Origin of the sequence: Morganella morganii H1r (assembly GCF_000633515.1) — a bacterium.
In the GTDB taxonomy this organism is placed as follows: Bacteria; Pseudomonadota; Gammaproteobacteria; order Enterobacterales; family Enterobacteriaceae; genus Morganella; species Morganella morganii_B.
In genome coordinates this window covers 1-24,738 of record NZ_AYMP01000011.1, presented here as the reverse complement: position 1 = coordinate 24,738, position 24,738 = coordinate 1, and the positions used below count along the sequence as shown (strand labels likewise).

Here is a 24,738-nt window from a genome sequence, read left to right as displayed (position 1 = left end):
TGATCGGGGAAGACCCATATTTAAACAGTAAATTAAGAGGTAATCACATGCTCCGTATTGAAGTTATTTTCAGCAGCAACCAAAAAGAGATGATACCACCGGGCACATTTGAGGCGTTAGAAAAAGAAATTGACCGAAAGTTTCGTACTCAGTATCAGGATATGAACGTTCGTATTGCGTGGGGAACCAATGCGGCGATGTCGGTAACCGGCGGGAAAAATGACAAGGACAACAAAAAAATAAAAGAGATACTGCAGGAGATTTTTGAGGATGGCAGTTGGGTACCGGAAATGGCAGACGCTTCTGATGATGTAGAATATTTTGATAAGTAGGTGACAGCCGCGCCGTACATCCACCAGCGCGGCTTTGTTTATTTACGCTGTGGCCGGAAAATACCGGTAAATCGTCGATACCCCCACGCCATAAATAATTTGTTAGCAACGGAAGAAATAACCCCAATAACCCCCAAATATCTTGACGCCACATCACTTCGGGGTTATCATAACCCCATCAAAACAACACAGAGAGCCGGAGGATGGATAGCAGAAATGCAATAGCAATGATCGAAGCTGACGGGTGGTATCTGGTAAGAGTAAAAGGCAGTCACCACCAGTTTAAACACCCGACAAAAAAGGGGTTGGTAACAGTAAAACATCCGCACAAAGATATACCGTTACCAACACTAAAAAGCATTAAAAAACAGGCGGGGCTTTAAGCCCCACCTACTGGAGGTCTAAATGTTATACCCTGTTGCTATTGATAAAAGCGATTCATCCTTCGGTGTGCGCGTCCCTGATATTCCCGGTTGTTTTTCCGGCGGGGATGACTATCAGGATGCAATTGAGAGCGTGCGCGAAGCAATTGAAGCGCATATAGAGCTATTGGTTGAAGATGGTGAGACTGTGCCGGAAGCAACAACGGTTGAAAACTGGATTAATGATACCGAATATGCGGGTGCAGTTTGGGCGTTGGTTGATATCGATATTACCCGGTTGATGGGGAAAGCAGAAAAAATCAATGTAACGCTGCCTTCATTACTTATCCGCAGGATTGATCAGTTTGTTGCTAATCATCCCGAATATGGTAGCCGTTCTGGTTTTCTTGCCCGGGTAGCCGCTGATAAAGTGATCGCCCGAGAAAAAAGATAAATTCCGTTATACGCCCTCGGTGTGATTTAAGGCCGAGGGTGTAAATTAATATCTGCCATACAAATTAGGCTGTAAATATTTTTTAGGGAAGTGATAAAATAAGCTGTATGCACAGTATGTATGATTTTCAGCACGATATCGCACTGGGATTACCATTAATAAATACCTATGAAACAATGGAATGAGATATGCTAACTATAAACATAACGACAACAAGCAGTAGATTAGAGCTGTGTTCTTGCACTGTTTGGTCATTATGTCTGCAAACTGCCAAATTTGACGAAATTAGAATATGGGTATCAAAAGAGCCATACCTAAAAGACTCAGGTATTACAGCTGAACCATCCTGGGTTACAAACATACGTAAATTAGGCATTTCTATATCTTTTATATGGACGGAAAATACCGGGCCATATCGGAAAATAATTCCGGCACTTCGCCAAGCTGATTACAATGATGTGCTGGTTTATGCTGATGATGATGTATTTTATGGCCAGAAATGGCTGGAGTGTCTAACGACAAATTTTTACGCAAATGATTGCAAACATATTGTAGCAACCCGTGTAAGAAAAGTTTTAGATGGAGAGTTTTATAATAACTACCCTATTATTGATGTTAAAGAAACAATATTGGATAACTATATAATAACGGGGATAGGTGGTGTTATTTTAAATGCTTCATTAGTTAACTGTGAGTTACTTAATAACGATGCTTTTTTATCAGTCGCCCCCACAGCCGATGATATCTGGCTAAGCAAAGTATACCAAATGTCTGGAACACCACTCACTGTGGTACCTGATGGAATAAAGTCAATCAATGAAATTAAACATGCTCAGGGTCTTTCTGAAGATAATACAAAGAAAAAAAAGATTAGTGTTATAAGAAAGATAGCCCTAAAACTTAGAAAAAAGAAATATAATTATTGTGATAATGACGACTTAATAATAAAAGTTAATGAATATTTTTCACACTGTTAATTCTCTTTAGCAATACGGCTGCCGTGATGATATGGCAGCCGATAACATATATAAAAATGAAAGTATTATATAGAGACAAACACTCTGTTCACCGTTACGCTTCCACCTTTTATCATGACATTAAATGTTTTTCCGCTATTGGTCAGTCTGATCTCAGCCCAGGAATCTGATGTCGCCGATGATGAAATAGTCATGTTGTCCTGGGGTATCACGATAGGAGTGAATCCCCTGTCCATTGAGTTTTGTAAATACAGCATTCTGCCGCGCAAATCCTCATTGACAGTAAAGGAACTGCCTTTGTTTAAGGCAGCACCATTATAGATTTCTTTGATCCCACTGACTAATAATGTTTTTTTCTGATATGCATCTAAATCAGATTTTAATGCATAATTCCCTTTCGGCTGATATTTATTATCAGATTCTGCTTTTGAATAGCTGTAACCAGCTGCCTGATAGCTTCCTTTTGGCTGATACCGTCCATCCGATTCAGTCTTGGTGTAACTGTCGCCTTTTACAGCGTAATTACCGGCAGGTGCGTAGTTGCCTTTCGGTTGATAATTGCTGTCAGATTCTGCTTTTGAATAACTGTAACCGGCTATCTGATAACTGCCTTTTGGTTGATAACGTCCATCCGATTCAGTCTTGGTGTAACTCTCGCCTTTCACCGCATAATCACCCGCCGGGGCATAGTTGCCTTTCGGCTGATACCTGCCGTCAGATTCTGTTTTTGAATAGCTGTAACCGGCGGCCTGGGCGCCGACATCTTCGGCGGTCATATCGGCTTTCAGTTCCGCCCAGTCATCACCCTCAGCAGGCTCTGTTTCGTTATTTTCAATCTTTGACTGCCAGACTTTCTTATCGTGATACACGATACTGCGGACCGCGTAGGGTTTACCCTCTTCCGCCCACACCGGCACACCGAAAGCCTGTATTTCACCCACCGCTTCCGTTATGTCATGAAACAGGCCGTTCATCTTCTCGCGCTCAATATCTTTGGCCGCCGGGTCGGTGATCTGATCACGTTCATAATCGTAGCCGTAACCCTGGGTGTAAGACAGTGAGCCGTCAGCCTGGATCTCATCAGGCACAGCAGTGCGATCCCCTTGTGTTGCAAAGGGGACTTTAAATATTTTTGTCATGAGGAATTATTCTCCGAAGTTACTTTTCAGGAAGTTTTTACGGTATTTGCCGGTGCCGAAGGCTATTTTCGCCACAACACGGTATCTGACGCCCACCCCGGACGGGCGCGGCATCAGATCGAAGTTTTCCAGCAGAACGCGCAGACGTTCATCCGGATTAAACATGAAGACGTAGTACATATACGTCATATCAAGCGGATCCAGCACAAAGACCTTACTGTCCCCATTCCAGAAAAACCGCTGCAGAAATTCATTAATATTGGTGACGGTCGGGCTTTGGGTCAGATTAAAGTAGCGCATCCGGATAATCAGCCGTTTCTGCTCCGGCGTCAGCCACAGGGTGTAATCCGCATTACGCCGGAAGTTTGCCCGGAAGTTGGCTTTTTTCTTCCCGAATCCGATACCGATTTTGGCTTTGTCACTCGGCGGGATGTCGATCCCCAGCGGAACATCGAGGATACGCGACCAGACCGACAGACCGAAATCACTGGCGGTATCGATATTAAATACATCACGGTACCAGTTCTGCCAGAAGCTGACCGTTGCCCGTTCAAACCAGTCCGATTTATACCGGGCCAGCGCTTTCAGGTTATCCGCCCCTTCGTACTGCCACAAAACAGCCCTCAGGAGGTCGGAGTGAAACGTTAACTGCTGAACAGCCTGTGTCATACAAACACCACCTGCACCGCGCTGCGGTTGATTCTGGCAACTTCATTCAGCTTTACCGGGTACGTTTCCGATGACCAGTCCGTACCGTTGACTGACAGCGCCACCCGGGTGACAAACAGCCGGGGTTCCGAAACGTTAATGCCGGCCGATATTTCAAACGGAGAGACTTCACGACCGGTAACCAGTCCGCCGTCCCCTTCCGTTTCGCCCCGGGCCCATGATTCAACCGCCGCCGGAATAATGGTCTGTGCGTCCAGTGATGTTTTTTTCACTGTCACGCGGCAGAACAGGACAATCTCTTTTGCCCGGTCAAACTTCACGGGATAGGTCTGTCCGCTGACCGGTTCCGTCACGTCAACCTCTTCGCTGCCGTTGAAAGCGGCCCCGATTGTTTTGGTGCGCAGCATAGCACGGGCAATTTCCCCGCTTTCCCCGCCCTCAACACACACGTATACGCTGTGCGGTACCAGCGTTATGCCGTCAAAAACCATCGGGGTATCGGTATAGTTTTCCCGGTATGACAGAGAACGGACACCGTCCAGTTCATATAACGCGGAGGTAATCGCCTCACCGACACTGACGGTATTCTTTGCCAGCGTCAGTTTCCGGCGGCGGCGGGACTGTAAATCAGATTCGGCAATACGCCCCAATACCGCACTGGTCGGGTTAGATACCGTTTCCCAGCCGAGAACAGCACTTGCCACCGAATTTAACTGACCGGCGGAACACTCCACAGGGCCGGTTTTAACTGCGCGCATATCCCCGGTAATTTTCCCTGTTTTTCCTATAGTCAGCGATTTTGTTGTCGCAAATTTATCCTTTGACGGCGTTTCAGCCACTGATCCTTTCGGGATGATAGTGTCGGGTACACCGCCGAATTCAACCTGTGTCAGTATTGAATGTGTGGCATCCCGGCGCTGACCGCCCATCAGTGCCCAGATAGCGTCCAGAAAAACACCGCCCGCAATATCCGGGTTTATCTGGTTTGCCAGTTCCGCGTTATTACGTGCCACCGCGTCACGGTTTTCCGTTTCCATCGTGATCAGTGCCCCCTGCGGGGTTTCCGGTGACACATCCAGATCCTGGCCAAATACGGATTTAAATTCGTCCTCAACAGCCGTCCGCAAATCCGCGGTATCCGGAATAATCACACCGGATGAGGTAATATAGTGATAGTCAGCCATTTAATGTAATGCTCCCGTATTCTGTCTGCAGAACAGCCACATAATTCAGTTCGTTGTCATTCAGAGTGGCCCTGAATGACACAACGGCAGTCACCTGCGGAATTTCCCGTATACGCTCACGGAATGCGGATTCAAACAGCGGCAGATCCGCCTGCCGCCCGAAGGTGGTTTTCCAGTACGGAATGCCTTTATCCAGTTTGTGCAGCATTTCCCCGCGCAGCGCTTTCACATACTGCGCACAAACGTTTTTTACCGCCGGTTCACCGCTGACCACGGCAAGATTGCCGTCATTTCCGATGAACAGGTCGTTATTGCTGTTTACATCAAAGGTCTTCATACCGGCTCTCCTGAATCCTCATTACCCCGCTGGATACCGCTGTGTTTGTGCGTTGAACCGATATCTTTACCGTTATGCTTCAGGGTACCGCCGTCTGAATCACTGTTGCCGTTGACGGCGTGGTTGCCGTTGACGGTCACATTGCCGGTGTAAATGGTTTCCGGTGCGTTAACCTCAAATAATGGTGTATCCAGTACCGCTTTATCCGCATGCAGGGATAAACACACCGAACCATCCGTTGACTGCACCACCAGTGCGTCTGCGTTTTTGCCGTCGATCACCCAGCCTTTGAGCGTATCCGGGAAAAACATAGCATCACTGAACGTATGCAGTCTGGCCGTGTTAGGTTCATCCTCCAGGCCGCCCCGCTGAAAAATCAGGCTGATATCCCGGTCGTTCGCTTTCAGCCAGCCGAAATCCCCCGGCTTTACCGGCATCCGGATAAAGAACCCGCCGCCGCCAAACCGGAATACCGGGATATTAGGCAACGCACCACGCCCGATCCGCTTCCCTTCTGTGGTAACCATCATTACCAGCGGTTTGATTACCGCCCGGTTTTCCTTATCGTCGTAACTCACAACCGTGGCGGGAAGCATGTCATCAACATTCATCAGCAGATTACGGAACGCAGCCATAAACTGCCCGGCGAGACTGCCGTCATTCGCCTGGTCACTGTTTGGTTTGTTCATTGTTTTGCCCGTGTCAGGCCCGTTTGCAGGTTGCCTGATAAAAGAAAGGATCGTCGTGTGAGGCAATATCGAATTTGAGCTGCTCGATAATGTAATCCCCGTTCAGGGCGGGGTTATATTTGCTGTCCAGACGCAGCATGCCGCCGAGGGATGATTCGCCGTCGATAAGGTAGGTGACATCAACGCCTTTCTCCGTGGCTTTCGGTATACCGACCATGCCGCTTTTCTGGCTGAGGATCCGCAGTCTGCCGGAAAGTGCTTTATCACTGTCTTTGACATACAGCACATCATCATCAATGAACGCTTTCACATTTCCGGCGTCCTGCAACCGTTCAACCTGTTTCAGCGCCGGACCGCAAAAATACCAGTTGCCGATATTTTTATCCGTTGCCTGAAAATTCAGTGTCACGTTACAGTCACGGGCAATGTCAGCCGCAATCTCACTCATTTTTGCCATCTGCTTACCCTCCGGTGACACAATGTCCCGGGCGCTGGCATTATTGGTTTTTGCTTTCAGTGTCAGCGTCACATCCGGTGGTGATGAGATTTCAGCACTGACAATATCGCCGGTGTAGATCCGGAAAATACCGGTACCGGCACGACCGGCTTCAACAACAATCCGGGGTGAGGATTTATTGCCGGCGAACGGACTGGTTTCGGTCAGCAGCATGGTACGGGTTTCCGCATTCAGCCCGTCAATATTCACCGTACATTCGTTCTGCAGCGGATTGGCATATTTGGTACCCCCGGCGCGGATGCGCAATCCCTCATGCCACTGCATGCGCCCGTTAAGTTCAATTCCGCAGCGGATCCGGCGTAAATCAATCATCATCGTCTCCCCAATAAACCAGTGTTTGTGATTTTTCAAACAGTTCCCACCACGGAAGCTCATCTTTCTCTGTCAGCAGGGCAAAATTACCGCCGCTCCTGAGATGACGATAAGGGATAAGGGGTTGCCCCGTGACAAGGCGTATTCCCTGAACGATAACCGTGTCATCACACCGGATATCACAGCACATCACACGCCGTGCGGCTTTAATCGTCAGCTCCCATTCCCGGCCGTCCAGGGTAACCCGCAGCCGCTGATTGGGAGCGGTATTCAGTGGTATGATTTTCACTCTCCCCCCACTTTTTCAGTCACCCAGTCAACACCTTTTGTCAGTGCTGACCCTTTGTTTTGTGTGGCCGTGTCCGCCTCTTTTGTCTGAACCCTGCCCCGGTTTACCGTGCTGCTCTGCTCTTTCTTCGCGACTTTACGCGGCGGTAATTCACCGTATTCAGGTTCAACGGTCCGCCATTCGGTAAACCGCAGGGAAAGTTTCACCGCGTCCGCCATATCGGGGAGTTCGTCGTGGTAAAAATTGACTATCAGCATCGGCTGATAGGTTTTTACCCGGGTCTGAATGCCGACAAGCTGATGCTGATCGTAAGCCTGCTGCATGGCTTCAAAGGCATCTTTCAGTTCCCCGGCGAGTATCAGATCCATACCGATTTCCACCGGGTTAACCACAACGTGATCACTGCGGGTTTCGCCGGATTCCACCTGAAACTGCGTTGCCTTATGCTCATCCCGAATACTCAGCTGCAGAGGGCTTACCGACTCAAACAGAGTGACAAAAGATTCCGTATCAAATATCTTCACTTCCGTAATCATTTACCCCACCCTGTATCTGTCTGATGCCCTAAATCCTGCAACTGAGAACCGAGCTCATCTCTGACTCCCGATGCCATACCCTGCGCATCCGTTGCCTGTGTCTCAATCTTAAGCTCACCGATACTGACATTTGTTTCATTACGGGTGGCTGACTGATTGTTGATCGCCTGGCTGGTGACAGGATTCATCGGGTCGTTTGACATGCCGTAAAGGTGTGCGGTCATGGCCTGCGCCATTGTTGCCGCATCTTCCTCACTGATCGTTTTTTCAGGCGGCAAATCATACTCAATCTGCCCCTGTTCATTGACTGTACGGTTAACGGTCTGTTCAATTTCGGTATCATCACCGCCACCGAACCAGCCTTTTACTGTCGCCCAGCCGTTTTTAATTTTATCCAGCCCCTTGCTGATCCAGCCAAGGTAAGCCTCTATCTGTTTCCACAGCCATTTGAAAATACCAACCACCGCATCCGAAACAGTCTCAAAAACACCCTGAAAACTTTTTCCCCAGTTACTGAGACTCCGGATAAAACCAAGCAGCCAGTTCCACAGCGTTTTACCGCCGTCAACAATAAGATTAAAGGCATCAACCGCTGCCTTGCCGACAATGACGGCAACATCAATAATGAAATTAAACAGTTTTTTGAAAACGTCCCACAGCGCCAGAATGACGGCTTTCAGTCCCGGATATTTATCCAGTATCCGTCCGATCATCGAATCGTTGCCGTCGATGAAATTCATGATGTCGTCATACACCAGCGCAAACGCCGCTGCCAGCAGAGCAATGATTGCCACTATTGCGATAATAGGCCATGTGGCTGCAAGTGTGGCAGCCGCTGCGGCAATCATCGGCGGTACATAGTAGGCGGCTATCGCAATACCTATCGCGATAAAAAACCCGGTGACCAGTGTTTTGTTTTCTTTGCAGAACCCGACAAACTTATTAATCCATGTCAGCCCTTTGGCAAGTATCGGGATCACCAGTTCCATGAAACTGTTTTTCAGCAGCCCGGAAGACTGTTCAAAACTGCGCATGGATTTATTAAACGATATTGACTGTTCAATACTGTCTTTCGTGATGCCGGAATATTCCTTCTGCGCCCCCATCATCCGTTCAAGCTCTTTGCGGCCTTTCATCATCAGTTCGACGGTTTTATCATCCGACACACCGAGCGCTGACAACGTGGCTTTTGCCTTGTCGAACTTCATGCCCTGCACTTTGTCAGCCGTCTGCAGGATTTTTTCCATGGAGTTACCGGCAAAGCCGAATGATTTCGCCATAGCAGCCATGTCCGCCTGAGCGGCATCACGGGTACCGCCGAGTTCTGCCATTGACCCGGCAAAAGCATCCACATCTGCTGTGGCAATATTTATCTTTTTACCGAGTTTATCCATTGCTTCGATATCCGCGGATCTCGAAACAGACTCGCCGATAATCGCAGTCAGTGACATAAGCACACCCACTGCTCCCAGTGCTTTTTTCGCAAACCCGGCAACGGATTCACCGGCCTTCTGGTATTTTTCGTCGGTTTTTTTCAGCGCGTCCCGCAGTGAACTCTGTACTTTTGCTTCTTCAACCGCAGCCGGAATCCCCTTTGTGCGCATCGTATCAACAAAGCGGGAATAGTCAGCATCCAGCGCTTTGATCACCCTAGAGGCGGTTTCTTTGGTTCTGCTGTTATCCTTTTCGGCAACCGTCAAATCACTGAACCCGTCTGAGGCCGCCGCTAACGTGTCTGACAGCGCCTGCACAGCGTCACCGATACTTCCGGATGCCGCTGTCCCGGACTGCCCGGCCTTTTTCATTCCGTCGATAATGTCATCTGTTGAGCGCCGCACACGGTCAAAAGCACTATCAGCCTGACGGGTGTCAAATTCAAACACCTGAACAAACGTATCCATTAATGACATTATCGGTCCTTTGAAGCGGCCAGCGCTTCGTTGTAACGGTTAATGATCGCGATTTCCCACATGTCCATCGCTTCTTCCAGATCTACTGTGGTTTTGAGTTCTGTGAGGGTGGCGAATCTTTCGCTGAGGATGACTGCAAAGAAGCCATCAGCGTTTTTATAACTGACGGGAGTGAACTGCCGACCTTGCTGATGAGGAAAGGCAGGAAGCCGGAGTTCCCGCCGGTCCCGAAAAAACTGGTGTTATACTTCAGCATTTCCAGCTCAAGACGGATCAGGGATTCACCATCCGGTACATGGTTATCAATCAGCGTCTGTGTCTTTAACGGGATTTCCTCACCGTCAGACACCGCACACACATACGCCATCATTTTCAGCATGGCCTCTTTGCTGACCTCGTAATCCCCGATTTTTGGGGCATTGGACAGCGGATATTTGGCAAGGATTTCCCGGCCGGTCACCGCAGGCAGACGGCTGATGACAAATGTTTTTTCAATACCGTCCACATCTTTAATCTGAACTTCTTTCGGTTTAATCAGCATGTTTTTTTCCGTAAAAAAAGGCGGGGCATACCCGCCGGTGATTAACGATTACGTGTGGAATCAAAATCCTGAAACACAAAGGTGTACTGTTTTGATTTAAGACGCCCGGCGCTGGCCGCAGAGTTTCCCCGGCTGCCGTTGGTGATTTTGCCGTTACGGGCGGTAGTGGTGGAGCCGTCACCGTAAGAAGCCACCATAGTGATAATGTCACCGGCATGACGGCGGCCTTTTTTCGCCGTGTTGGCTTCCAGAAGGATCGCCAGGTTCTGATCTTCCTCACTGCCGGGCAGCACGTTGATGGTGACAGTCTGCGGTGTGGGCGTTGACCAGCTCACCAGATTGCCGTTGATATCCATGCCGGTCTGGGCGATATCCACTGCCGGTAAATCCAGCGGATCCGCATCATCCGCAAACTGCGTGATAAAAATCCCGGAAGGGAATGTTTTGCTGGCCTGTACCACCAGTGCAAGGCCGGTTGCTGAAACGTCATTCATATTTATTCCTTACACTAAATTGTGTGAACCTTCGACCTTCCGCACCCAGTCGCCCTTACCGTAAATCAGCACGTATTTCATCACGTACTCCGGTAACCCGCTTTCACCGGTACTTTCAACAATCTGTGCGTTGTACCAGTACCCTTTGTCCTGTACATCGTGCCAGGCCAGATCATCACCGGACGCATCCGTCACCGCGATTTTCTGTACTTCCGTTAAGGTTTTACCGGCAAGAATGGTGCCGTTGTCCACGGCTTTGGTGACCGCACCGGCAATAACCATCAGTGCCCGGGCCTCACCGTCTTTGTTGGCCGGAATGCCGCGTGTTGCCAGTAACAGGCTGAACCACTTCTGCGCGATATACGCTTTCAGCCACTGCTCATTGGCATGCACACTCATATCCGGCGGGTTGGAACTGCCGCCGCACAGGAAGCCGCGCTGATAAAACCGGATCTGTGAACCGGCCACAGCGGTTTCGCCGTAGTAATTCACCCGCAGTTTATCGAAACGGTCCGCATCCTGATCTGTGGTGACCTGCGCCGGGAAAGTCACGCCGAGCTGACGGAACATATAGTTGGTGGTCGCGTTGGTACGGTCGTAATCCGTGGCGGCCATCACCGCCATCGGCAGCGCCTGGACAAAATATCCGCTTTCCGTTTTCAGGTTCAGACCGGTTGATGCGGTGCCGATCAGCGCTGCGCTGAAATCTTCGGCATTGTCTTCTGTCACGCTCAGATGCAGCTGGTATTTCACGTTCTCCCCGGCAACGTACTGTGCCAGCGTGACGGCCTGCTCAAGCGACAGATCTGTCAGAAAAGTGGCGCTGCCGAAGGAGTCAGAAACCTGCTCGGCAACTTTGAATGCCTCAAGCGGTGTCTGTGCCGGGTTACCTTCGGAGGCATGGCCGGCAGACAATCCCATTCCGTCCGCCAGTACCGAAGACCCCACGCTGACTGATGCGCGTTCCTGCACACCGCCGCTGAGTTCAAATGCACTGTCGAGCGCGTTAAAGGTCAGATATGCCCCGGCAAACTGCGGCTCACTTTCGGCATTCAGTTTCGCCTGAATCAGTGAAGCGATGTCGGCATACGATTTGGCTTCGGATAAATCAATATCCTTATAATTTTTCGTGGTTGTTCCGATTGTGACGGACAACGTACCATCAGCAATTATTTGCAGATCAGCGAGTGCCCCTGCGTTTGCCCCGAACAGGATCGGCGCCCGGCCAACCGGCTCGTAAGAGGCGATCTGCAGTTCTTTCGGTTTACTGACCGGGGCCGGACTGACATAGCTGAAATACTGACGGGCAAACTGTGCCTCCGGAGAGTCCGCGCCCAGCAGGTCATCAACCTGACCGGATGCAAACTCCAGCACATGCCCGGCAGGAATTTTAGGATTAGCGGAAAATAACCGCGCCGTCAGCTTACGCATCGGCACGGCAGACGCGCCGATCACCGCTGACGCGATATCGACGTAACGGGTTTGTTTAATTGGCATAATAAAACCTTATATGCGGTGAATATCCGGGCACAGTGCGGTAACTGCAGCTGTTTCCGGACGGAGTGTGCGGGTATAAGTCACATTAAAATCAAAAGACGGGTTTTGTTCATAGTCTCCGCGATCATTAACGAAGTACGGCAGACGGATACCGGTTGCGCGTTGCACACCTATCCCCTGCTTTCTCAGCGCTTCAGTAAACGGTAACGAATTAACGATCATCCGGACGACAGCGGTAATATCTTTCGCGGTGTAACTGCTGAGTTCAGTGATAAATGCCTGCACCTGAAATGTTGTTTCATACTGCTGTGCTTCCAGGTGACCGGCATCACTGCCCTGCGGGTTATAACTGCGTTTCTGCCAGCCCTGCGGATTTTCACCGACCGGAAAGAACATAACGAAATTATCTTCCCGCCCCTGTTTTGCTGACTGAAACCCGGCTATGACCAGGATATCGATACCTGCCTGCACCAGCTGTGCCAGAAGCTGTTTCCGGACAGCTATCTCAACTTCGTTATCCGTCATGATTGCCTGCCTCAATACAGATAACCGACTTCCAGCCGTCCTGCGCATACCAGTCAGCATCCCCGGTCACATCGTAGCGTTTGCCGCCGAAGACCAGATAATCCGGTGAAGCGCCGCGCTGAATAGCACTGATATCGTGAGACGTATAAAACCGGCGGTATACCTGGCTGGTGTCCAGCCCCATAGACTGAATGTCCTGAGTATCTGCCGCCTGCCAGCTCCCGCGAATCTCAGCCGGGTCGTAATACGTGTTCTGATCATGGCCCCGCTCGTCAGGCTCACGGCTTTTAAAGCGGTACCAGAGTACGGTTTGCTGCGGAACATACCGCGAGGCAATCCGGTGCAGATTTCCGAACATTATTTATCCTCCACGGCAAAAGTGACGGATTGCAGCATCAGACCAGAGTCAACCAGCGGTTTACTGGTGGCTTTCCCTTTACTGTGACGCCGTGCACGGGCAGCTACCGTGGCATCCTCAAGCGGCGGTGTGGTGACCGATTTAATCACCATCTTCACATCACCGGCCGCTTTTGCACCGACTTGCGTCAGTCCGTCAGTGATGGTGATATTGCCTTTCACTGCAGCTTTTACAGCACGGACAATCAGATTACTGTATTCCTGTTTGTGTTCTGTCATGGCAGGTCGCATAAACGGACGCGGCGGGATCCCCCCGGCCGGATAGCCGAGTTCCTGAATCGCCGCCACGTACGCGACAGGGGTACCGTCCGGGTATTTTGAATGCTCAAAGAAACCGACTTTAAGCTGCTTCTTTGCCAGTTCATCATACACGGCTTTCAGTTGCGCCAGCTTTGTCACCGGTGACCTCCCCGCGTGAAACGCCCGAACGCGCCGCGAAATGCCGCCCGTTCCCCGCCGCCGCCGTGGTAGCGCGGTACACTGCACCGTTTTATCAGCGCCAGAAACTGCTGGCCGTAGGTACTCATCTTGAACCAGTGGGACCAGTCGGAACCGGCAGGCGGCGCGGTGTAGGACACACTGACCTTATCAATCGTGACACTGGTCACGACACCGGTCGGTGATTCCCCGTCAGCAATACGGCTGTTCAGGTCGAGCATGTGCGCGACAACCAGCATCCACGCCGAATTTGTGCAGACACCACTGCAGGGGGAAAAGTAATTCAGTGCTTCCAGTGCAATGATAAAAATTTCATCATCAGGCACCGCGGCAAAAGCCTTATAGATGGCACGGAAAGACACTAACGGAAAGTCGGACGGCTCCACGGAACCCCCTTATTTTTTATTGTTCTTTTTGCCGTTGCTGCTGACCGGCGGTTCATTCCCCTCCGCGATCATCTGTTCTTCGGTCAGCGGGGCGGATTTGTCGCTGGCTTCCATATCGGTCGCCACTTTGTCCGGATCCTCTTTGCAGTTTTCCACCGCGATAAACCCGTTTTCTTTGTGCAGCTTAAAGACGTGGTTATTTTTCAGCTGCGCATACTGCTCATCACTGATTTCAGTCACACGGCCGCGCGGGGTGTACATGTGTTTGGTCATGACATTGGCCTGACCGGCGATAAATACCGGACCGTCCGGTGTGGCATAGTTCTGGTCGTTGGACAAGGTGCAATAGATATACAGAGACATAATTTCTCCCGGAAATAAAAAAGCCCTCCGCAGAGGGCAATGAGGCGTTACAGGATCAAATCCCGGTCAGGCGGGTGATGGCCCACGGACGGGTGACGATGATACCGGCGGTCGCGTTGGTGGCGTCTTCCAGATAGCCTTTGGCTTTGTTCTCTGAACCCAGCAGCTGGTATTTCACCGGCACCACCTGGAGAAGAACCGCACTGGTCGCCGTAGAATCATCATCCACGGTTTCGGCAAACATATACGCCACATCCGCGCCGCCGTTGGCACCGGCAAATTCCGGTGAGAACACAAAGCGCAGATTCGGGTAGTTTTCTTTCACCCACTGATACACGGTTTCGCCACGGGCGACCGGATTTGCCACATTCAGTGCGGAACGGTAGCCCAGCGGCAGAGTCACTGTGATAGCCGTATCATCTTTGATAATACCGCCGGACTGCATCTCCAGACGCGAGAACATAGCCGTAATATCGCCGGTGATGGCAGCAAATGTACCGCCTTTCCATTTTGCGGCAGCCGTTTCATACGCCGGTAAATTCGGCTCATTCAGCATCCCGAATACGCGGGTGCCCGGGCTGTTGAAACCGTAATAACCGATACGTTCACGCCCCTGCTCCAGCGCTTCAGCTGCCGCATTGCGTTTCTCTGCGGCTGTCTCAAACCCTGCTGCTGACTGTCGGGCCTCTTCCAGTTTTCCGACCAGGAATCCTGATTCAAAACGGACAATACCGCGACGTTCCTGATCCTGCCCGTAGGAGGACAACGGAATATTAGTGTGATCACCGTACAATTCGGCTTTACTGACAGGCGTTGCCACGTTCAGGATAATTTCTTCATCGTGCCAGTTACCGGCATTCAGTACGCCGGTGATTTCGTCCAGTACACGGACGCGGGTCGCGGTACGGATAAGTCCCGGCAGTACATGCTGCAACATCTCGCGCTGAATGAACCCGCCGGACATAGCCGGGCCGGTTAACGCGGAGTCCATTGCGGCCAGACCACCGAAACCAATCTGATCCAGTTCACCGTATGTCCATTTCTGATCGGGCTTAATATTCAGTTGCCCGTGTTTGCGGATATCGCGGCCGGACATATAAAACTTTTCTTTACTGACGGGCATTATTCACCTTCCTTCGCAGCCACTGTGAACGGAATTTCGGTCAGACGGAGAACACACAGGTGCGGCGATTCCGGTGACTCAATGTGACGGCTGACATAACCGATAACCAGATCACCGGCTTCCGCTTTTGCCTTTGCAGACAGCGAACCGTCATCCGGACTGAACACCACCGGGGCATTAATTCTCTTCACCCCGGCAGTGATTTCAGTGTTAATCTCACCCATGGTGAGAAATTCACCCTGCGTCCCGTTACGGGCGTATTCTTCACCGATACGGTATGCTTTCGGGTTAATCATGATCCCGGCAAACGCACCGTCACCGCCCACCTGCACGGATTCAACGGAATCAACGGAATCATCGTTGTATGTGTAGGCACGACCAAACAAATTTTTCTTTTCATCCGCAGAACTGATCACCGCTGCGGTCACGCGGGTCGGGCCGTAATGACTGATTTCACCGATAACACCGGAAATCATGCCGTTCGCCACAGTATTCGGGATTGCCATTATTTTTCACCCCACTTTTTCATAATTGAGTCTGTACCTGCAGCGGCATCCATCGTCACATGCACCTTTTGTGAGTCCGGTGTGCGCCCCTGCATCCAGGCATTCAGGGAAACACTTTCCGTGCCCTTTGCACACTGAATCCCGAGTTTTTCCACACCGTATTCCGCCACCTGCTGTTTCGTCATGGGTGCGTGATCAAATACCCCGATAAACGGCGTCAGCTTGTGCGCCAGTGCGTCACGTTCCCCGATCTGCTTTAACAGTTCGCCGGTGTCCATGGTCGGTTTGGCTTTTTCCAGACGGGCAATTTTGCGTTTCATCGAGGACATTTCATCCATCGTGGTGATACCACGTTTGAGACGCTTGAGGCGGCGGTTCAGGCTGTCTGTGGTCGCCTGATCCAGGTGTTCTTTGGCTTCCGTGATAGCTTCTTCCGCTGCCCCGATGGCAATCTCTGCTTTTTCCACCGCCTCCGGCTCTCCGGTTTCAGCAGCTTCTGTGGCTGCTTCCGCCGCTTCAACTGCCGCCTCTGCCCCTTCTTCTGCTGATGCGGCGCCTTCTCCTGCAGCGCCGGTATTAACATTCTCGTCCGGGTTATCTGTATTTTCCGGATCCTGATCAGCAGACGGCTTACCTGCAGCCAGTGCGGCCACAACGATTTGTTTAATCTGCTCAACCTGCTCCGGGGTGAATCCGTTATCATCCCCGGTCGTTTGATCTTTATCTTTGCCTTTTTCGCTCATACGAATAAGTTCCTTTGTATCAATGGTTACAACAAGATGATCCTGCACAGCCACGTCAGCGCCGGTGCGCCCTTCATCGACTAATGCAAGGTGATTGCCACGCAGGTGGCGCTGAACAACTTCGTATGCCTCCCCCTCGTACACACCGGGGCTATCGAAGTCATACCGGCTGCGGTAGCCCGGTGAAAGGTCAATCTTTCCGCTGCTGATATCGCTCAGAGCGGCGTCAGAAAAGATTTTGATATTCCCGCGCAAATACGGATGGTCGTAATACACGTTTTCGCCGATAACGCCCTGAATACCTTTTTTCTCTGCCGGTGTGGCGTTCTTACCGAGCATTTCGTGATCGACAATGAACGGAGTCAGGCGGAATGATTTAATGGTTTCTTCACTGGCCAGTTCCTCCGGCGGCCGGAACACTTTGTAAATTCTGTCCGGCTCCGGTGCGCCGATTTCAGCCCCCAGATAATCAAAAACCCCGGCCTTTGAGATGGGGTTGTCTTTTACTTCGAGCCAGCCGTTGTTGTCATACGTTCGCTTCGTCATGTCTCCTCACCAAAGTCGATAACCGGTGTCCAGAAGCATTTGCAGTTCGGCAACTGTCCGGGCAATCCGCGTTCACCGGTCCTTTCATCAATAACCGGCGGGTCGTCCAGGTCGAACACCTCACCATCAAGCTGCTGATGTAATTTCCGTGGTTCCGCGCTGCCCGCCGAGTGATGCCATATTGCTTTGCGGATCCCGGCAGACTTCATCCGCTCATAGTTCGCCGCGGTGGTGATTTTGCGGGTCTGATCAACGGCAATGAAATTAGCCCGTTTCTCTGTCACCCCGCCGATATCCCGTATTTCATCCAGCAAGGTTTTACTGCCGCTGCCGGTCTGGCTGACAGAACGGAGTGCCGCGCCCTCGATGCGGGAATGAAACTGCTGCGGGATGGATTTAATCAGGGATACGTTTTCTGCCGTTGCGGCAATCATTTTATCTTTCAGGGCTTCGGGCATGGCCGGAGTTTTTATCGTAATACCGCCGGAGAGTTGTTTCAGTGAATCGTCCAGGCTGCGCTGTGCGTTTATGTCCACCTGCGAGGTGAACTTATCCGCCATCTCTGCGGCCTGACTGTTAAAAATTTTATCCCACTTGCGTTTCAGTCGGTTCAGCCAGATTTTGGTCTGGCTGGCAAAGCTGGCATCCATGGTCACGCCGTCAAAATCCTCATGCAGACTGCTGAACGTTTTTTCGTAATCGGTAATCATGTCTTTAATCAGTTGTGACATGTCACGCTGGTAACGGCTTTGGGCTGCTGCCGAATATTGCAGCGGCTTGCCCTTCATAACTGCCTGACGGGATGCCGCCCACCGTGCCCGTTTGGTTCGTACCCGTATTTTCCGGGGCATAATCGTCCTCGTTTACGTCAATACCGTAAAATGCCGATTCTTTATCCGCCGCCAGCTTTTTACGAATATCCAGCCCGTCAACCGCACCAACCGCCGCATACGTGGAATCAGTCTGTGCTTGCTTAAGCTGGATATCAGCATTCTCGACAGCGGTTGGGCTGTCCAGCGGCAGCCAGGTAACCGACAACGCCTCCGTTCCCAATTCCTCACTGCGCTGCAGCATGTCGTAATGCCGTTGAAGCAATTCTTCCAGGTCATTGGCCTGTATGCTTTCCAGTTCTTCCCGGTAGTTGGCCTCTTCGTATTCCCCGGTGGAGTTAAACCCTTTCGGGGTTGTGCCGAGCAGCTTTGTCGCCGGTACACAGGCCGCTGACGATACCAGCTGGTATTGCGTCATAATCGTGGCATCCAGATCCGCCAGTGAAGTATCGAACTGATTAACGGTGTCACCCGCCCCAACAATCTGAACACCGTAGTTGTCCCGCATATCCATGAAATACAACATATTTTCATGAATGACATTTTTGTCTACGCCATCAATATCGGCCATACCGATGGTCAGCAGGCGTTTTGTCATTGCCAGCTGCGGTGCTTCGTTGGCGGTACGCTCAGAGGCATAAACACGCTCATACACCCGTTCGGGAACAGACACGCCGAAATAGTTATAAGTGGGTTTGAGAATGTCCGGCACAGGGAACGGTACAAACTTCACAAAGTGCGATTTGTGATACCGGCGACCGCCGATAATCCAGTAGGTCGGTTCATAAAAATCAGGACTGGCCGGATCCTGTAAATTGGCATCGGTTAAATCCGGTGTCACCCATTGCGGATCCAGCTGCTTAATCCCTTTGTACATGCCTTTCGTCACGCCATCCGGGTTAAACGGGTTTTCATACCATTCCTGCGGGTTGGATGTCTCAACCAGGAACAGCGCCAGTCTGCCCCCGTACACGCGCCCGAAGTGGATCAGCTCTTTCATGTGGTGCTGAATGCGATATTTTTTATCCTTCTTCCGTAACTTTTTACTGATGCCGTGATTATCCCCGCCGTCACAGTCGAGGTCATACCCCTGACGGATCGCATCACGTGCCGGCATGTTGCAGGCCTTATCCACCAGCCAGTGTTTGGCAATAACCGCACACATGTTATGACCGATGAACATCTGCGAGGCATACCACGCAGCCTGAGCCTCCGGAACACCGTAAACCTGACCGCCTTTGAATGACGGCACAGTACCGTCAGCACTGTCCATTGCCACACCCTGCATAGTGGGTTGCGGCAAATCCAGCCCCTGAAACCCTGTTTCGGCTGCCAGTGCTGAATATAAATGCGTTGAGAACGCTGACCGCTTAGGTGCGGCAATCTCTGCTGTTTTCCGCTTTCTGAACGGCCACATGTTATGTCCTCTTGCGTGAAAAGAATCCGCCGCCTTTCTTCTGGTACAGATAGCGCAGCGCCTGTGTCATGGCATCCACGGTGTCATCGTGCCCGGCAAACGGGAATGTCGTGATTTCTTCCACCGTTTCGGTGATCCATGGTTCGATATCTTTATGGGGCAGCCAGACGTTCCCGGCTTCCCATTCAGCGGTGCAGGCGTGAGCACGGGCGATTTTGCTGCCGTCCGGCTCTATGGGCACCAATCCTGATACAGTTGTTTTCAGCGTATCTATGACCGCCGGTCCGTTGGCTTTATCCTCCACCAGCTTGCGCCGCGCCTGCGGGTATTTATCAACCAGTAATTTCACGGCTTTCAGGGTTTCAGTGAAGCTCATACGCTTGCGGATCTGGTGAAGCAGGTAAGCATTAGCACCCTTCTTGCCCCATACCTGACCGACAACGTAGTCCGTGCCGTCACTGTCCTTAAACGTCATATCCCAGCTGTGAATGACTTCATCAAAGGTGTCCGGCAGATCTTTCGGCAGGTAGTACCGGGCGAATTCTTCGTGGAATATCTGCCCGTCTCCCGGTTTTGGTGTCTGCTGGTACATGGCAGACCAGAAGTAATCGCCAAACAGCGCCTTTTTCTCAAGCAGAGAGTCAATCGGATGCAGTTCGGGTACCAGTGCCTCACCGCGCTCGTTAATGGCAGGAAAGGCTAATACTTTCGCTTTGTCGCTGCTGTCAATTACCCTGCCGGACAGGTCATCGGTCGCCCATCGGGTCGCCATAATGATTTCACCGCTGTTCTTCGACAGGCGGGTTTTGAATGTGGAAATGTACCAGTTCCATGTCGCCTTTTTCGTTACCGGGCTAAGGGCTTCTTTCGCGTTTTTAATAGGGTCATCAATAATACCGAGGTCAACTTTTTTCCCTGTTAATGGCCCGCCGATCCCCTGGCTGATGTAAGCACCTTTTCGCCCGACAATCTCGAATGTTTCTGAGTTCCTTTTTGCTTCAATCTCAACAGTAACGGCACGTTTAGCATTCAGGCACGATGCCGGAAACAAGGCTCTGTATTCTTCACTCATCATGATCCGCTGTACATCACGGTTCATGTCAGAGGCTAAATCTTTACCGTAAGAAAGCCCGGCGACACGCATATCCGGATACTTACCGAAGAAATACGCCGGAAGATACCGCGACACAATATCGGATTTACCGTGCTGCGGCGGTGCGCCGAGAATCAGAATCGGCCGCTTACCGGCCATCATCTCAATCAGAAAATTATCCAGTGATGCACAAACCGTTTCCGAAAAGTGACTGGTGATGTATTCCGGGTTAATGTACTGAATAAATTCATGCAGACTGCGCCGTGCTATCTCTCTGCGAACTTCTTCATCAAACAGATCAACATCGATATCCATCACATCACCTAAAATGACAAAAACACGCCTTTCAGCATCGAATTACTCCGAAGCCGTTTCCGGTTTTTTGATAACAAATGAGTAACAAAATAAACGGGCACATTGCCCGGAGATGAGTATTGCTTTTGACGGGTTCAGTGTGCTTTTTGCGTGAACCTGATTTCGCTTATGCGGGTAACAGTCATTATGTTAAACAGAGGCTATTTCCCCGCTTTTTCGCGCAACTGCAGAAGCTGCTCTGTCGTCAGGCCGCTGAGGTCAAATCCCGTTGATTGTATCGGGCCGCCATCGGCGCCGGTAAGCTCTGTCCGGTTCTTCAACATCCCCAAATGCTGCGCAACCATCTTCAGCGCTTCATCCTGATTACGGGTGATAACCTCAGTACCGAACTTACCCTCTTTTATCCCGGCAAATAACCGGCGGCTTGCGCCCCTTAAATCCCGTGTGTCGTGGAAATGAGGACGACCGATACCGGCACCATTGCAGCGGGGGCAGTCAGGATTCGGGTCAAGTGTGCTGTCGTAACCGTAGCCGCCCCTGTCGTTCGGTGCTTTTCGTTTCTTCTCAGTCGCGTCAATGACAGCATCCTCAAACTCTATCGAGTCCCGCCACTGGTAGTTAAAGCCGAAGCCCCAGCAGTGACGGCAGCATAACCGCTGATATTCCGTCAGCTCACGAACATCCGCCGTGGCGATATCCCACCACATTTTTAAAACGGCATCCTGAGTGATTTCAGCCCGGCGTTCTCTGGCTTCCAGCGCGTCCGCAATTGCCCGGTTGACCTTAGCATTTCTTAGCATTCTGCTGGCATTCACGTAAGCACTATTTCCCTCACCTTTATAACCTGCTCTTTTATATGCCGCAGTCCGGTTCAGGTCGATAAGATACTCAGTGACAAACCGCGCCTGCATATCGTTAAGCCCGTAATCACGCAGGCTGAACTCTGTTTCATCATTCTGGGCATTGTCGGATACCAACGTATTAGCTGGCTGAAATTCAGGCGTGTTTTCACCTGTTTTTTGATGGCTGGTTCGCAGGTTCGCACCTTGGTTCGCAGTCGATATGTGCGAACCTATTTTGCGAACTCTATCAGGCTTGATCCATCCATCTTTTTTCGCCGCTTTCCGTATTGCTGTATCACTTACTCCGTACCGCTCAGCAATAGCCCGTATTGAAAGCTCACCGGCGGTATATTCACGCTTGATAGCATCCCAATCAGGTTTTGCCATAGCTTTTCCCTTAATCTATAAACGGCATTCTGCGGATGCGAAAGTCAGGAACCGCAGTCTGTTTACCAAATGATCTCCCTGTAAATCTGCTTAAATCACGAAGGGCCTGTTGTGGTGTCTCTCCCCATCCGCACAGCGCATAACTGCGAAAGGCAAACTCATCACTCTCCTCGCGTTTTAACCACGCTACCCACACACCAGCCTCTCGTCTGAGGTGAGGTTTCTTCCAGCGATGGGGTATTCCTGCCTCTCTCTTCGCTTGCTGGTATATCCAGCGGTGATACCACTTACTTGATGTCATTTCAGCCCCAATCAGAACAATAAACTGGTTCGTTTTGTATTTCCCCTTGGATCACCGATACCGCCGAGGCCAAAAACTTACATAAAACTCTATCAACGCCACTAAATGAATGACGTTTGCAGAATTTTATAAACTATTAATATCAGAGCCGATACGACCCTCGCCATACCCGATCATAATACCTTCTGGTTTTTCCGGGGACAGCTCATCTTCTTCAAACCAGCCGTCAGTTCCACGTCCATCCGCTGTCAGATAGTGAATGAGATACTGATTCGGGCCGTTATGATATTCAGCACGGGCTTTCACATGGCCTTCTTCGCCGCTGATGGTGACCTGCACAACCTGACCTAATTCATGTTTAAACATAGTTTTTCCTCTGGTAATAAAAAGCCCCGCTATTTAGCGAGGCGTTATTTATCTTTCGTTTAGCTTTTGTTTAACTTTATTTATGTTAAGTCTGTATAATTCACTGATAGTAATGTTAAGTTTGTGATTTGGTTATCCCTTCCGATTTTTATTGCCCCTTTCCTTGGTTATGGGGCTATTTTTTTGCCGCTCATTCTCTATCTCCCGTATTGCGCGCTTATCGCAGGCACTCCGTTCTGATGTAGTCCTGCAAATACAGGGTCTGCTTTTCGTTCTCAGCCATCATTTCTCTGAGACGCCAATAATCCTGTTCAGTTGCTTCACTAAGTCGTGGGGCGGCTTCATTGCTTCCGCTTTCGGCGGTATCGGCTCCGGCCTTTGGACACTCGGCTTTGATGTACACCCGCTTGTTGCCAGACTTAACAGCATCACGCAGGGTATCAATTTCCGTTTTTGCATTGGTTAACTCCTGCGTGTACAAGGTGTCGAGTTCGTGAAGTGACTGAATGCGGTATTTGTAGTCTTTGTTGATGGCGACCTGCTCAGATAGCTGGCTGGTCAGTGAATCGCGCTCAGCTTTCAACTCATTAATCCGGCCTGTCTGCCAGTTAATCAGCCAGCCAAGCGCGAGAACCCCGACAATAGAGAATGCGGTGGTGTTCCAGTCCATATCACAGCAGCCCCCAAGCTCTTTCGAATACATCCGGTGAATACGGCTGATACCCCAACTCAACGCCGACAATCGCAGTAGCCAGCGCAATGCCGGTCTTTTTGTCTTTGGTGTTCAGGTGGTCATTAATGCCGATACCGATATCCGCAGCTGCGCGGTTGATATAGCCAGCCGTGTTGTTTTCATTCGGCGGCGCATATTTGTTAATGATGGCTTTAACTGAGTTCAGGCCGTATTTTGTCTGGTACGTCTGAAGCAATTTATAGATTGCCCGGATACCATACTCAGGAGACTGAAACCGGCAGAAGCGGGATTCGACTGCAGGATCATGTGGTAACTGGCCCTGCCATGGATTCCGCGGATTATAGTCGATATTACCCGGATTGTTGTTGCGTTCGCCGCGTGCTGGTTTAGCCATTATTTACTCCCGCTTTACCTTTAATCATGCCGCTTACTTTCTCTACGCCCCAGTACCCGATCATGACGCTGGTGATATAAGCCAGATCTTGATTCAGCCCCAAAAAGGCCAGCAGGTCTTTAGCGAACCAACCGAGTAACGCACACAGGACACCATCCAACAGTGTTTTTTTCCATCCGCCGCCGTTGTACATCCCGCGCAAGATGGCAACCACACCAGCCAAACCGGCAAATGCGCCTTGGTCTTTATACTGAGAAAGATAACTGAGTATCTGATCCAACCAATCAGGGGTATTGTTCATATGTTTCATACTCACCCCCTTTCAGGAGGATTCGGTTAATAGAGTGCCGCGCACAGTATCTCTGCGCTGATTACGTTTGTTTGTTCAGGATTCTGTGGCGGCGTATTTGTTATGCGTTAAGCCAATGCGTTAAGTTGAACCACTATGCGTTAAGTTAGCTTGACGTATATACGAAAAAGGTCACCTGAGTGACCTGCGTAACTATCTCCAGATGCGGGGAAATGCAGCATCCAGTAATTCAGAATCGGGCATGATAGCCCAGGCGGTATAAAACGAATGAGGTGTAAATTCATCACCGAGAAACGGATAAATACCTATGTCGCATTCATCACCGTCACGGTACACACGTACAGACCCGTTATGCCAGCCGTCACACGGGTTGTAAACGATGACATATTTTCCATCCATGTCTTCCGTAGGTCGGACATCAGCTGAGTAGAATTCTAACTGGCACTTCATTTTCTACCTCCGAAAACGAAAAAGGCCGCACATGGCGACCTTTGGCGTGTTGG

At 50.6% G+C, this 24,738-nt stretch carries 33 protein-coding genes; 4 read left to right on the top strand and 29 right to left on the bottom strand.

What is annotated here, in order from left to right:
* The 4 genes from U868_RS0106685 to U868_RS0106670 form a co-directional block, all read left to right on the top strand.
* Positions 1 to 332, top strand: a 332-nt coding sequence (locus U868_RS0106685; protein WP_240182681.1) for a DinI-like family protein, incomplete at its 5' end; no start/stop codon positions are given.
* 203 nt (positions 333 to 535) lie between these two features.
* Entirely contained in the window at positions 536 to 715 is a 180-nt protein-coding gene (locus U868_RS0106680) for a type II toxin-antitoxin system HicA family toxin (protein ID WP_025152620.1), read from the top strand.
* Between the two features lie 22 nt (positions 716 to 737).
* A complete protein-coding gene (locus U868_RS0106675) occupies positions 738 to 1,148 on the top strand; it encodes a type II toxin-antitoxin system HicB family antitoxin (protein ID WP_025152619.1) in 411 nt (136 codons plus the stop codon).
* Between the two features lie 188 nt (positions 1,149 to 1,336).
* On the top strand, positions 1,337 to 2,125 hold the full coding sequence (locus U868_RS0106670; protein WP_025152618.1) for a hypothetical protein: 789 nt from the start codon (positions 1,337 to 1,339) through the stop codon (positions 2,123 to 2,125).
* A gap of 65 nt (positions 2,126 to 2,190) precedes the next feature.
* Here the strand turns inward: U868_RS0106670 and U868_RS0106665 are convergent, their stop codons facing one another.
* The 29 genes from U868_RS0106665 to U868_RS0106525 all read right to left on the bottom strand — a co-directional run bounded on the left by U868_RS0106665 (position 2,191) and on the right by U868_RS0106525 (position 24,634).
* Positions 2,191 to 3,264, bottom strand: a complete 1,074-nt coding sequence (locus U868_RS0106665) for a hypothetical protein (protein WP_025152617.1) — start codon at positions 3,262 to 3,264, stop codon at positions 2,191 to 2,193.
* Positions 3,265 to 3,270: 6 nt separating this feature from the next.
* Positions 3,271 to 3,933 carry a DUF2612 domain-containing protein gene (locus U868_RS0106660; RefSeq protein ID WP_025152616.1) on the bottom strand — a complete coding sequence of 221 codons (663 nt, stop codon included), beginning with the start codon at positions 3,931 to 3,933 and terminating at the stop codon, positions 3,271 to 3,273.
* Positions 3,930 to 5,117, bottom strand: coding sequence for a baseplate J/gp47 family protein (locus tag U868_RS0106655; protein WP_025152615.1), 1,188 nt, complete (start codon positions 5,115 to 5,117; stop codon positions 3,930 to 3,932). The genes U868_RS0106660 and U868_RS0106655 overlap by 4 nt, the downstream gene beginning before the upstream one ends.
* A complete protein-coding gene (locus U868_RS0106650; RefSeq protein ID WP_025152614.1) occupies positions 5,110 to 5,454 on the bottom strand; it encodes a hypothetical protein in 345 nt (114 codons plus the stop codon). The genes U868_RS0106655 and U868_RS0106650 overlap by 8 nt, the downstream gene beginning before the upstream one ends.
* Positions 5,451 to 6,143 (bottom strand): Gp138 family membrane-puncturing spike protein, encoded by a 693-nt coding sequence (locus tag U868_RS0106645; protein WP_025152613.1) that lies wholly within the window; start codon positions 6,141 to 6,143, stop codon positions 5,451 to 5,453. Before U868_RS0106645 ends, U868_RS0106650 begins: the two co-directional genes overlap by 4 nt.
* 13 nt (positions 6,144 to 6,156) lie before the next feature.
* The gene (locus U868_RS0106640) at positions 6,157 to 6,972 is read right to left on the bottom strand and encodes a baseplate hub protein (protein ID WP_025152612.1); all 816 of its coding nucleotides are present in this window, start codon (positions 6,970 to 6,972) and stop codon (positions 6,157 to 6,159) included.
* Positions 6,965 to 7,261, bottom strand: coding sequence for a phage baseplate plug family protein (locus tag U868_RS0106635; RefSeq protein WP_025152611.1), 297 nt, complete (start codon positions 7,259 to 7,261; stop codon positions 6,965 to 6,967). Before U868_RS0106635 ends, U868_RS0106640 begins: the two co-directional genes overlap by 8 nt.
* Positions 7,258 to 7,797, bottom strand: a complete 540-nt coding sequence (locus tag U868_RS0106630) for a phage baseplate protein (RefSeq protein WP_025152610.1) — start codon at positions 7,795 to 7,797, stop codon at positions 7,258 to 7,260. Before U868_RS0106630 ends, U868_RS0106635 begins: the two co-directional genes overlap by 4 nt.
* The gene (locus U868_RS0106625; protein ID WP_025152609.1) at positions 7,794 to 9,707 is read right to left on the bottom strand and encodes a hypothetical protein; all 1,914 of its coding nucleotides are present in this window, start codon (positions 9,705 to 9,707) and stop codon (positions 7,794 to 7,796) included. Before U868_RS0106625 ends, U868_RS0106630 begins: the two co-directional genes overlap by 4 nt.
* Positions 9,708 to 9,789: 82 nt before the next feature.
* Positions 9,790 to 10,248 (bottom strand): hypothetical protein, encoded by a 459-nt coding sequence (locus U868_RS0106620; RefSeq protein ID WP_025152608.1) that lies wholly within the window; start codon positions 10,246 to 10,248, stop codon positions 9,790 to 9,792.
* Between the two features lie 41 nt (positions 10,249 to 10,289).
* Positions 10,290 to 10,742, bottom strand: a complete 453-nt coding sequence (locus U868_RS0106615) for a phage tail fiber protein (RefSeq protein WP_025152607.1) — start codon at positions 10,740 to 10,742, stop codon at positions 10,290 to 10,292.
* Between the two features lie 9 nt (positions 10,743 to 10,751).
* Positions 10,752 to 12,239, bottom strand: coding sequence for a DUF3383 domain-containing protein (locus U868_RS0106610; RefSeq protein WP_025152606.1), 1,488 nt, complete (start codon positions 12,237 to 12,239; stop codon positions 10,752 to 10,754).
* Between the two features lie 9 nt (positions 12,240 to 12,248).
* The gene (locus U868_RS0106605) at positions 12,249 to 12,764 is read right to left on the bottom strand and encodes a phage gateway protein (protein ID WP_025152605.1); all 516 of its coding nucleotides are present in this window, start codon (positions 12,762 to 12,764) and stop codon (positions 12,249 to 12,251) included.
* Complete coding sequence (locus U868_RS0106600) at positions 12,754 to 13,122, bottom strand: phage collar protein (RefSeq protein WP_025152604.1); 369 nt, start codon at positions 13,120 to 13,122, stop codon at positions 12,754 to 12,756. The genes U868_RS0106605 and U868_RS0106600 overlap by 11 nt, the downstream gene beginning before the upstream one ends.
* On the bottom strand, positions 13,122 to 13,580 hold the full coding sequence (locus tag U868_RS0106595; protein WP_025152603.1) for a hypothetical protein: 459 nt from the start codon (positions 13,578 to 13,580) through the stop codon (positions 13,122 to 13,124). The genes U868_RS0106600 and U868_RS0106595 overlap by 1 nt, the downstream gene beginning before the upstream one ends.
* On the bottom strand, positions 13,577 to 14,005 hold the full coding sequence (locus tag U868_RS0106590) for a DUF4054 domain-containing protein (RefSeq protein ID WP_025152602.1): 429 nt from the start codon (positions 14,003 to 14,005) through the stop codon (positions 13,577 to 13,579). The genes U868_RS0106595 and U868_RS0106590 overlap by 4 nt, the downstream gene beginning before the upstream one ends.
* Before the next feature lie 9 nt (positions 14,006 to 14,014).
* The gene (locus tag U868_RS0106585; RefSeq protein ID WP_025152601.1) at positions 14,015 to 14,368 is read right to left on the bottom strand and encodes a hypothetical protein; all 354 of its coding nucleotides are present in this window, start codon (positions 14,366 to 14,368) and stop codon (positions 14,015 to 14,017) included.
* 55 nt (positions 14,369 to 14,423) lie between these two features.
* A complete protein-coding gene (locus U868_RS0106580) occupies positions 14,424 to 15,491 on the bottom strand; it encodes a major capsid family protein (RefSeq protein WP_025152600.1) in 1,068 nt (355 codons plus the stop codon).
* Positions 15,491 to 15,997, bottom strand: coding sequence for a structural cement protein Gp24 (locus U868_RS0106575; RefSeq protein WP_025152599.1), 507 nt, complete (start codon positions 15,995 to 15,997; stop codon positions 15,491 to 15,493). Before U868_RS0106575 ends, U868_RS0106580 begins: the two co-directional genes overlap by 1 nt.
* A complete protein-coding gene (locus U868_RS0106570) occupies positions 15,997 to 17,286 on the bottom strand; it encodes a DUF2213 domain-containing protein (RefSeq protein ID WP_025152598.1) in 1,290 nt (429 codons plus the stop codon). Before U868_RS0106570 ends, U868_RS0106575 begins: the two co-directional genes overlap by 1 nt.
* The gene (locus U868_RS0106565) at positions 17,283 to 18,017 is read right to left on the bottom strand and encodes a phage minor head protein (protein WP_240182680.1); all 735 of its coding nucleotides are present in this window, start codon (positions 18,015 to 18,017) and stop codon (positions 17,283 to 17,285) included. Before U868_RS0106565 ends, U868_RS0106570 begins: the two co-directional genes overlap by 4 nt.
* Position 18,018: 1 nt before the next feature.
* Entirely contained in the window at positions 18,019 to 19,533 is a 1,515-nt protein-coding gene (locus tag U868_RS0106560) for a DUF1073 domain-containing protein (protein WP_025152596.1), read from the bottom strand.
* A 1-nt stretch (position 19,534) separates the two neighbouring features.
* Positions 19,535 to 20,941, bottom strand: a complete 1,407-nt coding sequence (gene terL, locus U868_RS0106555) for a phage terminase large subunit (RefSeq protein WP_025152595.1) — start codon at positions 20,939 to 20,941, stop codon at positions 19,535 to 19,537.
* A gap of 200 nt (positions 20,942 to 21,141) precedes the next feature.
* Positions 21,142 to 22,170, bottom strand: coding sequence for a terminase small subunit (locus tag U868_RS0106550; RefSeq protein ID WP_025152594.1), 1,029 nt, complete (start codon positions 22,168 to 22,170; stop codon positions 21,142 to 21,144).
* A 427-nt stretch (positions 22,171 to 22,597) separates the two neighbouring features.
* A complete protein-coding gene (locus U868_RS23505) occupies positions 22,598 to 22,837 on the bottom strand; it encodes a hypothetical protein (protein WP_025152593.1) in 240 nt (79 codons plus the stop codon).
* A gap of 217 nt (positions 22,838 to 23,054) precedes the next feature.
* Entirely contained in the window at positions 23,055 to 23,507 is a 453-nt protein-coding gene (locus U868_RS0106540; RefSeq protein WP_025152592.1) for a lysis protein, read from the bottom strand.
* A 1-nt stretch (position 23,508) separates the two neighbouring features.
* Entirely contained in the window at positions 23,509 to 23,925 is a 417-nt protein-coding gene (locus U868_RS0106535; RefSeq protein ID WP_025152591.1) for a structural protein, read from the bottom strand.
* Positions 23,918 to 24,235, bottom strand: a complete 318-nt coding sequence (locus U868_RS0106530; protein WP_025152590.1) for a phage holin, lambda family — start codon at positions 24,233 to 24,235, stop codon at positions 23,918 to 23,920. The genes U868_RS0106535 and U868_RS0106530 overlap by 8 nt, the downstream gene beginning before the upstream one ends.
* 192 nt (positions 24,236 to 24,427) lie before the next feature.
* Complete coding sequence (locus U868_RS0106525) at positions 24,428 to 24,634, bottom strand: hypothetical protein (RefSeq protein WP_051583030.1); 207 nt, start codon at positions 24,632 to 24,634, stop codon at positions 24,428 to 24,430.
* Positions 24,635 to 24,738: the final 104 nt, after the last annotated feature.

Bases quoted from the DNA above. Each gene is read 5' to 3' on its own strand.
- U868_RS0106575 (WP_025152599.1), bottom strand. From the start codon at position 15,997: ATGGCAATCCCGAATACTGTGGCGAACGGCATGATTTCCGGTGTTATC.
- U868_RS0106530 (WP_025152590.1), bottom strand. From the start codon at position 24,235: ATGAAACATATGAACAATACCCCTGATTGGTTGGATCAGATACTCAGT.
- U868_RS0106670 (WP_025152618.1), top strand. From the start codon at position 1,337: ATGCTAACTATAAACATAACGACAACAAGCAGTAGATTAGAGCTGTGT.
- U868_RS0106585 (WP_025152601.1), bottom strand. From the start codon at position 14,368: ATGTCTCTGTATATCTATTGCACCTTGTCCAACGACCAGAACTATGCC.
- U868_RS0106645 (WP_025152613.1), bottom strand. From the start codon at position 6,143: ATGAACAAACCAAACAGTGACCAGGCGAATGACGGCAGTCTCGCCGGG.
- terL (WP_025152595.1), bottom strand. From the start codon at position 20,941: ATGGATATCGATGTTGATCTGTTTGATGAAGAAGTTCGCAGAGAGATA.
- U868_RS0106535 (WP_025152591.1), bottom strand. From the start codon at position 23,925: ATGGCTAAACCAGCACGCGGCGAACGCAACAACAATCCGGGTAATATC.
- U868_RS0106640 (WP_025152612.1), bottom strand. From the start codon at position 6,972: ATGATTGATTTACGCCGGATCCGCTGCGGAATTGAACTTAACGGGCGC.
- U868_RS0106610 (WP_025152606.1), bottom strand. From the start codon at position 12,239: ATGCCAATTAAACAAACCCGTTACGTCGATATCGCGTCAGCGGTGATC.
- U868_RS0106620 (WP_025152608.1), bottom strand. From the start codon at position 10,248: ATGCTGATTAAACCGAAAGAAGTTCAGATTAAAGATGTGGACGGTATT.
- U868_RS0106570 (WP_025152598.1), bottom strand. From the start codon at position 17,286: ATGACGAAGCGAACGTATGACAACAACGGCTGGCTCGAAGTAAAAGAC.
- U868_RS23505 (WP_025152593.1), bottom strand. From the start codon at position 22,837: ATGTTTAAACATGAATTAGGTCAGGTTGTGCAGGTCACCATCAGCGGC.
- U868_RS0106660 (WP_025152616.1), bottom strand. From the start codon at position 3,933: ATGACACAGGCTGTTCAGCAGTTAACGTTTCACTCCGACCTCCTGAGG.
- U868_RS0106550 (WP_025152594.1), bottom strand. From the start codon at position 22,170: ATGGCAAAACCTGATTGGGATGCTATCAAGCGTGAATATACCGCCGGT.
- U868_RS0106565 (WP_240182680.1), bottom strand. From the start codon at position 18,017: ATGTCACAACTGATTAAAGACATGATTACCGATTACGAAAAAACGTTC.
- U868_RS0106540 (WP_025152592.1), bottom strand. From the start codon at position 23,507: ATGGACTGGAACACCACCGCATTCTCTATTGTCGGGGTTCTCGCGCTT.
- U868_RS0106560 (WP_025152596.1), bottom strand. From the start codon at position 19,533: ATGTGGCCGTTCAGAAAGCGGAAAACAGCAGAGATTGCCGCACCTAAG.
- U868_RS0106650 (WP_025152614.1), bottom strand. From the start codon at position 5,454: ATGAAGACCTTTGATGTAAACAGCAATAACGACCTGTTCATCGGAAAT.
- U868_RS0106655 (WP_025152615.1), bottom strand. From the start codon at position 5,117: ATGGCTGACTATCACTATATTACCTCATCCGGTGTGATTATTCCGGAT.
- U868_RS0106680 (WP_025152620.1), top strand. From the start codon at position 536: ATGGATAGCAGAAATGCAATAGCAATGATCGAAGCTGACGGGTGGTAT.
- U868_RS0106675 (WP_025152619.1), top strand. From the start codon at position 738: ATGTTATACCCTGTTGCTATTGATAAAAGCGATTCATCCTTCGGTGTG.
- U868_RS0106625 (WP_025152609.1), bottom strand. From the start codon at position 9,707: ATGTCATTAATGGATACGTTTGTTCAGGTGTTTGAATTTGACACCCGT.
- U868_RS0106605 (WP_025152605.1), bottom strand. From the start codon at position 12,764: ATGACGGATAACGAAGTTGAGATAGCTGTCCGGAAACAGCTTCTGGCA.
- U868_RS0106630 (WP_025152610.1), bottom strand. From the start codon at position 7,797: ATGATTACGGAAGTGAAGATATTTGATACGGAATCTTTTGTCACTCTG.
- U868_RS0106525 (WP_051583030.1), bottom strand. From the start codon at position 24,634: ATGGATGGAAAATATGTCATCGTTTACAACCCGTGTGACGGCTGGCAT.
- U868_RS0106580 (WP_025152600.1), bottom strand. From the start codon at position 15,491: ATGCCCGTCAGTAAAGAAAAGTTTTATATGTCCGGCCGCGATATCCGC.
- U868_RS0106665 (WP_025152617.1), bottom strand. From the start codon at position 3,264: ATGACAAAAATATTTAAAGTCCCCTTTGCAACACAAGGGGATCGCACT.
- U868_RS0106615 (WP_025152607.1), bottom strand. From the start codon at position 10,742: ATGAATGACGTTTCAGCAACCGGCCTTGCACTGGTGGTACAGGCCAGC.
- U868_RS0106600 (WP_025152604.1), bottom strand. From the start codon at position 13,122: ATGTTCGGAAATCTGCACCGGATTGCCTCGCGGTATGTTCCGCAGCAA.